The sequence below is a fragment of the Kosakonia sp. S57 genome (genome assembly GCF_016516575.1).
Classification (GTDB): Bacteria; Pseudomonadota; Gammaproteobacteria; order Enterobacterales; family Enterobacteriaceae; genus Kosakonia; species Kosakonia cowanii.
Window position 1 is genome coordinate 101,393 of the sequence record NZ_JACVUL010000019.1, and the last position, 8,243, is coordinate 109,635.

Genomic DNA, 8,243 nt, shown 5'->3' on the forward strand with positions numbered 1-8,243 from the left:
TAGCGCCATCCGGCAATCAGCCTTGTAAATCAGGCCTCACAACATAAACCGATATCCGATCCCGGTCTCGGTCAACAGATGACGCGGGCGCGCCGGATCGCTCTCCAGCTTCTGGCGCAAATGCCCCATATAAATTCGCAGATAGTGGCTATGCTCAACGGCATTTGGCCCCCATACCTGGCTTAACAATTGCCGCTGAGTCAGCACCTTGCCGTGGTTGTTGAGCAGCACCGCCAGCAGACGAAACTCAATCGGCGTCAGGTGGATCTCCTCGTCGCCACGCTGGATGCGGCGGCTGGCGAGATCAACGCGGATATCGCCAAAGGTAATCACCGGTTCGCCCGGCGTGCTGGCGGCATGGCGGCGCAGCGCGACACGCAACCGTGCCTGCAACTCACCAATGCCGAAAGGTTTACTGAGGTAATCATCCGCGCCGGCATCCAGCGCGGCGATCTTGTCGCTCTCTTCGATGCGTGCCGACAGAACAATAATCGGCATCTGGCTCCACTGGCGCACATCGCGAATAAAATCGAGACCGTCACCGTCCGGCAAACCGAGGTCGAGGATCGCCAGATCCGGCTTGCGCGTTGCCGCTTCAATTAACCCGCGCTGCAGCGTCTCCGCTTCGTGCACGCGCAGCCCCTCAGCCTCCAGCGCGGTGCGCAGAAAGCGGCGGATGGCCTGTTCATCTTCGACAATCAGAACGTTAATCACAGATCCTCGGGTAATTCATCCAGTTGCGGGGGCGTTTCCCGCGCGAGTGTAACATAAAAGCGCGCGCCTCCCTGCGGACGGTTTTGCGCGTCGATGGTGCCGCCATGCACCTCGACGATCGCCTGGCAAATCGCCAGCCCCAGGCCAACGCCGGGGATGGCCGACTCTTTGGTGCCGCGCGCAAATTTTTCAAAAATGGCGTGCTCCTGGCCCGGCGGGATCCCCGGCCCGTTATCCCACACCTCCAGCGTCCAGTCGGTCGGTGTGCTGTGCGATTCAATACCAATCTGTGCACCGGATCCGGCATATTTCACCGCGTTTTCCAGCAGATTGATCAACACGCGCTCAAACAGCGGGCCATCAACATGTACCAGCATCAGCGGGTCGGGTAGCGACAGCGCAATCTGCCGCCCGCCCATCACTGGCTCAAGGGTACGCAGCGCACTGCCGACCACCTCTTCCAGCGTCAGCCACTCACGTTTTAAATTAAAGCCGCCGGACTGGATGCGCGCCATATCCAGCAGATTATTCACCAGCCGGGTGGTGTTAAGCACATGCTGGCGGATCTCGTTGGCCTGCGGGGCATGTTTCGACCCTTCGCTGGCGAGATCCAGCGTCAGGATCTCCGCCTGACCAAACAGCACCGTCAGTGGGGTGCGCAGATCGTGGGAGAGGGCGGCCAGCAGTGAGTTACGCAGGCTCTCGCGCTCGCTGGCAAGCCGCGCCTGCTCTTCGCGCGTCGCCAGCGCCTGGCGCTCAAGCGCATTCGCCACCAGCAGGGTGAAGGTCTCCAGCAGACGCTGCTGCTCGGGGATCATCAGCTGGCGCAGATTCGCTGGCTCGACAATCAGCAAGCCATACACCGTATCGTCATTTTTCAGCGGCAAAATTTGATACGGCACGCCGGGCAGCGTATCAGTACCCGCGCCCGCAGGCTGTCCCTTATCAAAACTCCAGCGGGCGATGGCATCATCCCACGGCGTCATGCCCTGGTTTTCCGTTACCGCCGCCAGTTTACCTTCGCTATTCGGCAGCAGCAGTTTGCTGCGCGCCTCAAAGGTGGAGTGAATAAACGTTTCGCTGGTAGCGGCGATATCCTGATTATTGCGCCCCGCCGCCAGCGCTTTCGACATCTCATAGAGATGACGCGTGCGCCGCTCACGGTAACGCGCCACTCTCGCCTGGTAACGCACCCCGGCGGTGAGGTTACCAATCACCAGCCCGACGGTCAGCATCACGCCGAAGGTGAGCAGATACTGCACATCCGACACCGCCAGCGTGCCGCGCGGCGAGATAAAAAAGAGATCGAAGCTGATGACGTTAATCACCGTGGCGAAAGCCGATGGCCAGCGGCCATAGAACAGCGCCACCAGCACCACGCCCAGCAGATAGATCATCACCAGGTTGGTGGCCTCAAAGGCCGTCAGCCACTGCAAAGCGATGAAGGTGATCGCCGCGCACAGCGCCAGTGCAACTGCGCAGCCGGTAAGCTGCACGCGCCAGCGGTCGAAAAAGGGACGCGAATCGCCGCTGCGCGATGGCAGCGGCTGGGTGCTCTCCTGCAGGGCGATAATCACCAGATCGAGATCCGGCGCGCGGCGCGCCAGGCGGTCGGCAAAAGATTCGCGGTGCCACCAGCGGCGGTTATCGCGCCGGCCAATCAGGATTTTACCGAGGTTATGTTCCCGGGCGTAGCGCAGTATCGCGCGATCTTCCGCCGGGTCGGCGAGGGTTGCGGTCTCGGCGCCCAACTCCTGGGCCAGCCGCAGGGCGCTTAGGATCGCCCGCCGTTGGGTCTCCGGTAATTTGTGCAGGGTAGGGGTTTCAACATAGACCGCATGCCAGGCGCTGCCGAGTTTGGCTGCCAGCCTCGCTGCGGTGCGGATCAGCTTCTCATTGCCCGCGCCGTGACCGACGCAGAGCAGAATGGCGTCGCGCGTATGCCATACCTTCTCTTCGCCGAGGCGATCGCGCCAGGCACGCATCTGATCATCGACCCGGTCGGCGGTGCGCCGCAGCGCCAGCTCGCGCAGCGCAATCAGGTTGCCTTTGCGAAAGAAGTGCTCAATGGCGCGCTCCGCCTGGCCGCCAATATAGACTTTGCCTTCATGCAGCCGCTGGCGCAGATCGTCCGGCGGCAGGTCGACCAGCACAATCTCATCGGCGCTATCAAAAAAGGGATCGGGCACCGTTTCGCGCACCTGAATGCCGGTGACGCCGCTGACTACATCATTCAGGCTCTCCAGATGCTGAACATTGACGGTGGTAAAAACGTCGATGCCGGCTTCCAGCAGCTCCTCCACATCCTGCCAGCGTTTTGGGTGACGCGAGCCGGGAGCGTTACTGTGCGCCAGCTCATCCATCAGAATCAGCGCCGGACGCCGCGCGAGGGCGGCGTCCAGATCAAACTCATGTACCACGCGCCCTCGATGGGCGATGCGCCGCACGGGTTGCAGGGGCAGGCCCGCCATCAGCGCGGCGGTCTCTTTGCGCCCGTGCGTCTCTACCACGCCTGGCAGCACGTCCAGCCCCTGCGCCCGCAGCCGCTGCGCTTCCTGCAACATGGCAAAGGTTTTACCCACCCCGGCGCAGGCACCGAAAAAGATCTTCAGTTTGCCCCGATGTGCCGTAGCGGCATGCTCCAGCAGGCGGTCGGGATCGGGGCGCAACGGCTCATCACTCATGCGTTATTTATCCTTCAGCGCATCCAGCGCCAGATTAAGTTCAACCACATTCACTACCGGCTGACCGAGGAAGTTAACCAGCGGTGTTTCGGTGTATTTATTAACCAAATCATTGACCGTCTGCACCGACAAGCCGCGCGCTTGCGCCACGCGCGGGATCTGCCAGCTGGCCGCCTGCGGTGAGATCTGACCATCCAGCCCGCTGGCGGAGGTGGTTAACAGCTCCACCGGAATCGCTTTGGGTGAGTGCGGGTTTGCCGCGCGCAGCTGCGCCACGCGTTCGGCCACCTGCTTATCCAGCTCCGGGTTGCTGCCCGCCAGATTGCTGCCGCCCGAGGCCATCGGATTATAGGGCGCATCGGCAGTCGCGGAAGGGCGACCGTGAAAATAGCCCGGCGCGGTAAAATCCTGGCCCAGCAGACGGGAGCCGCGCACCGTGTCGCCTTGCTCGATCAGCGAGCCGTTCGCCTGGTCGTGAAACAACCACTGCCCAAGGGCGGTGGTCAGCAGCGGGTAAAGCCCGCCGGTAATAAACGTCAGCAGTATTAAAAGCAGAAAGGCGGGACGTAATAAAGCCATCTTTTTCACTCCTTAAACCAGACCGAACAGCGTGAGCAGCAGATCGATTGCTTTGATACCGATAAACGGCACCAGCAGACCGCCCAGCCCGTAAATCCACAAGTTGCGGCGCAGCATCGCCGAGGCGGTCAGCGGCTTGTAGCTCACCCCTTTCAGCGCCAGCGGGATGAGGAACACAATCACCAGCGCGTTAAAGATCACCGCACTTAGAATCGCCGAAGAGGGGGAGTGCAGATGCATCACGTTCAGCGCGTTGAGCTGCGGATAGGTAGCCGCAAACGCCGCAGGGATGATGGCAAAATACTTCGCCACATCATTGGCGATACTGAAGGTGGTGAGCGATCCGCGCGTCATCAGCATCTGTTTGCCGATATGCACCACCTCAATCAGCTTGGTCGGGTTCGAGTCGAGATCGACCATGTTCCCCGCCTCTTTCGCCGCCTGGGTACCGGAGTTCATTGCCACCGCGACATCCGCCTGCGCCAGCGCTGGCGCATCGTTGGTGCCGTCACCGGTCATCGCCACCAGCCGACCTTCGGCCTGGTATTGACGAATCAGTGCCAGCTTCGCTTCCGGCGTCGCTTCGGCAAGGAAGTCATCCACGCCCGCTTCGGCGGCAATTGCCGCGGCGGTTAAGCGGTTATCGCCGGTGATCATCACCGTTTTGATGCCCATCTTACGCAACTGGGCGAAGCGCTCTTTAATACCGCCTTTGACGATATCTTTCAGCGCAATCACGCCCAGTACATTAGCCCCTTCCGCCACCACCAGCGGCGTCGCGCCCTGGCGGGCCACATTTTCCACCACCATCTCAACATCCGCCGGGAAGGTGCCGCCATTGGCCTCGATATGGCGACGAATCGCATCCACTGAGCCTTTGCGGATCATGCGATCCTGCACATTAATCCCGCTCATGCGCGTTTGCGCGGTAAAGGGGACGAAGGTGGCTTGCAGGCTCTGCATATCCCGCTCGCGCAGGTTAAAGCGCTGCTTGGCGAGGATCACAATGCTGCGTCCTTCCGGGGTTTCATCGGCTAACGAAGAGAGCTGGGCAGCATCGGCCAGCGTCTTCTCATCGACGCCGCGCGCGGGCAGAAAGTCCGACGCCTGGCGGTTGCCGAGGGTGATAGTGCCGGTTTTATCCAGCAGCAGCACATCGACATCACCTGCCGCTTCGACGGCGCGACCGCTGGTGGCGATCACATTCGCACCCAGCATGCGGCTCATCCCGGCCACGCCAATTGCCGACAGCAGGCCGCCGATGGTGGTCGGGATCAGGCAGACCAGCAGCGCAACCAGCACCGTGACGCTGACTGCCGTGCCGCCGTAAAGGGAGAAGGGCCACAGCGTGGCGGTCGCCAGCAGAAAGACAATGGTCAGCGCCACCAGCAGAATGGTCAACGCGATCTCGTTAGGCGTTTTGCGGCGCTGGGCACCCTCAACCATGGCGATCATGCGATCGAGAAAGGTTTCGCCTGGGTTAACGCTGTACTGGATCACCAGCCAGTCAGAGAGGATGCGCGTGCCGCCAGTCACGGAGGCGAAATCACCGCCGGACTCGCGGATCACCGGCGCGGATTCACCGGTAATGGCACTCTCATCCACCGACGCGCCGCCCTCGATCACTTCGCCGTCGCAGGGAATAATATCCCCCGCTTCAACCAGCACCACGTCGCCTTTGCGTAACTCATCTGCCGGAACATGATCCATCGGCGCATCGTGCTGCGGCGCGCGCAGTTTGCGGGCAAAGACCGTCTTTTTCACCCCTTTCAGGCTGTTGGCCTGCGCTTTACTGCGCCCCTCCGCCAGCGCTTCGGCGAAGTTGGCAAACAGCACCGTCACCCACAGCCAGAGGCTGATCGCACCGGTAAACCACGCGTTACCGACCAGATGGCCGGTTGCCATAGCGATTGCCAGCAAGGTGGTGAGCAGGCTGCCGATCCAGACGATAAACATCACCGGGTTACGCCACTGCACCTGCGGGCTTAATTTGGTTAAGGAACCCATCAGCGCCTGGCGAACAAGGTTCGCGTCAAACAGGGCCAGTTGTTTGCGACTCATAATAGTGGTCTCCGCCAGACTCAAAACTGAAGGTATTCCGCCACCGGGCCGAGGGCCAGGGCAGGAATAAAGGTCAATGCGCCAACCAGCAGCACGGTGCCGATCAGCAGGCCGATAAAGAGCGGGCCGTGGGTCGGCAGGGTGCCGGAGCTGGTGGGCTGGATCTTTTTACTCACCAGCGAGCCAGCAATCGCCAGCACCGGCACAATCACGCCGAAGCGGCCGACAAACATGCAGAAGGCGAGCAGACAGTTCCAGAAAGGCGTGTTGGCGCTCAGGCCACCAAAGGCGCTGCCGTTGTTATTGGCGGCGGAGGAGACGGCGTACAGCACTTCACTGAAGCCATGAATGCCGGGGTTGAACATGCCGCTGCGTCCGGCATCGGTCATCATCGCCAGCGCCGTGCCAATCAGCACCAGCGCCGGGGTGACGAGGATTGCCAGCGCGGTCATCTTCATTTCGCGGACATCAATTTTTTTACCGAGGAACTCCGGCGTGCGGCCAATCATCAGCCCGGCGATAAACACCGCCAGCAGGACAAACAGCAGCATGCCGTAGAGGCCTGAGCCGACGCCGCCAAACACCACTTCGCCAATCTGCATTAACCACATCGGGATCATGCCGCCGAGTGCGGTAAAGGAGTCATGCATGGCGTTGACTGCACCGCAGGATGCGGCGGTAGTCACCACGGCATAAAGGCTACTGGCGAGAATGCCGAAGCGGCTCTCTTTACCTTCCATGTTGATGGTGCTGTCGCCGCCGAGCGTCAGGAAGTGCGGGTTACCTAGCCACTCGGCCCGCATCACAATTGCCACACAAACGACAAAGATTATCGACATCGCCCACAGCAGCATCTGCCCCTGACGGCGGTCGCTCACCGCTTCACCAAAGGCGAAACAGAGCGCGGCAGGGATCAGGAAGATCGCCAGCATCTGCACAAAGTTGGTCAGCGCGGTAGGGTTTTCGAACGGATGGGAGGAGTTGGCGTTAAAGAAGCCGCCGCCGTTAGTGCCCAGCATTTTAATCGCTTCCTGCGAGGCGACCGGACCCATTGGCATCAGGTGCTGAACCCCTTCGAGAGAGGTGTAGGACTGGTAGGGGAGCAGGTTTTGCAGCGTCCCTTGCTGGATGAAAAAGAGGGCGATCAGCAGCGCCAGCGGCAGCAATACCCAGATCGTAATGCGCGTCAGATCGACCCACGCGTTGCCCAGCGTCTCCATACTGCGGCGGGCAAAGGCGCGGATCAGCGCAAACACCACCGCGATGCCGGTGGCGGCAGAGAGGAAGTTCTGCACCGTCAGGCCGACCATCTGGCTTAAGTAACTCAGCGTGCTTTCACCGGCGTAGGATTGCCAGTTGGTATTGCTGACAAAACTGACCGCAGTGTTGAGTGCCAGGTGCCAGGAGAGGCCAGGCAGGTTCTGCGGGTTCAGCGGCAGGATGCCTTGCAGCATCAGCAGGGCAAACAGCAGGGCGAGGCCCAGCAGGTTAAGCCACAGGATCGCCAGCAGGTAGTGCCGCCAGCTCATTTCACGGGTGTCGATACCCAACCCGCGCCAGAGCAGGTTTTCCACCACGCCAACGCCCGGCAAGGGCTGCCCTGCAATCAGCTTCGCCAGCAGCGAACCAAGCGGGCGCGCCAGCAGGAACAGCACCAGCAAAAAGCCGGCAACCAGAAGAAACGCTTGAGCGGCCATTAAAATGCCTCCGCGTTTATCAGGGCGTAAATCAGGTAGCCCAATAACAGGAAAACCAGCACGATGCCGATTAGCACGCCTGCACTCACAGTTCACCTCCGGGGTGATTTAAGGATGTGCAGAGAGGCTAATTTTTCAGGCGCAAAGATTTCGCAAAAATCCCCGGGCGAGGTGTAAAAAAAGTATAAAAATGCCGAACAAATAAGCAGTTTTTGCCGTTGTAGGCCTGATAAGCGCAGCGCCATCAGGCATTTTCTCCGCGGCACCGATTGCCGGATGACGGCTGCGCCTTATCCGGCCTACATGAACGACGCCGCTGAAACGGCGTAGGCCGGATAAGCGTGAGCGCCATCCGGCATATTCCGCGGCACCGATTGCCGGATGGCGGCTACGCCTTATCCGGCCTACTAAAACGCGCCTACAGCGATACCGGTTTTGCTTTTGTCTGCAATATGAAAGCGAGGGGTTGTGTCCCCGCTGAAATCGGCGAACCGAAGCGTGAATGACA

The 8,243-nt window shown here is 60.6% G+C and carries 6 protein-coding genes; all 6 read right to left on the minus strand.

Annotated elements, in window-relative coordinates:
- Window positions 1–36: 36 nt before the first annotated feature.
- Genes kdpE through kdpF form a run of 6 tightly spaced genes read right to left on the minus strand, consistent with a single transcriptional unit; the run spans window position 37 to window position 7,824 of the window.
- Complete coding sequence (kdpE, locus tag IAE48_RS17925; protein ID WP_094420469.1) at window positions 37–714, minus strand: two-component system response regulator KdpE; 678 nt, start codon at window positions 712–714, stop codon at window positions 37–39.
- A complete protein-coding gene (gene kdpD / locus IAE48_RS17930) occupies window positions 711–3,398 on the minus strand; it encodes a two-component system sensor histidine kinase KdpD (protein ID WP_200135164.1) in 2,688 nt (895 codons plus the stop codon). The genes kdpE and kdpD overlap by 4 nt, the downstream gene beginning before the upstream one ends.
- Before the next feature lie 3 nt (window positions 3,399–3,401).
- A complete protein-coding gene (kdpC, locus tag IAE48_RS17935; RefSeq protein WP_200135165.1) occupies window positions 3,402–3,977 on the minus strand; it encodes a potassium-transporting ATPase subunit KdpC in 576 nt (191 codons plus the stop codon).
- 12 nt (window positions 3,978–3,989) lie between these two features.
- Complete coding sequence (gene kdpB / locus IAE48_RS17940) at window positions 3,990–6,038, minus strand: potassium-transporting ATPase subunit KdpB (protein ID WP_200135166.1); 2,049 nt, start codon at window positions 6,036–6,038, stop codon at window positions 3,990–3,992.
- A 20-nt stretch (window positions 6,039–6,058) separates the two neighbouring features.
- Window positions 6,059–7,735, minus strand: a complete 1,677-nt coding sequence (gene kdpA / locus IAE48_RS17945; RefSeq protein WP_200135167.1) for a potassium-transporting ATPase subunit KdpA — start codon at window positions 7,733–7,735, stop codon at window positions 6,059–6,061.
- Window positions 7,735–7,824, minus strand: a complete 90-nt coding sequence (gene kdpF, locus IAE48_RS17950; protein WP_042713160.1) for a K(+)-transporting ATPase subunit F — start codon at window positions 7,822–7,824, stop codon at window positions 7,735–7,737. Before kdpF ends, kdpA begins: the two co-directional genes overlap by 1 nt.
- Window positions 7,825–8,243 lie beyond the last annotated feature (419 nt).

Excerpts from the sequence above, each read along its gene's own strand:
- kdpD (WP_200135164.1), bottom strand. The coding sequence starts at position 3,398 with ATGAGTGATGAGCCGTTGCGCCCCGATCCCGACCGCCTGCTGGAGCAT.
- kdpC (WP_200135165.1), bottom strand. The coding sequence starts at position 3,977 with ATGGCTTTATTACGTCCCGCCTTTCTGCTTTTAATACTGCTGACGTTT.
- kdpB (WP_200135166.1), bottom strand. The coding sequence starts at position 6,038 with ATGAGTCGCAAACAACTGGCCCTGTTTGACGCGAACCTTGTTCGCCAG.
- kdpA (WP_200135167.1), bottom strand. The coding sequence starts at position 7,735 with ATGGCCGCTCAAGCGTTTCTTCTGGTTGCCGGCTTTTTGCTGGTGCTG.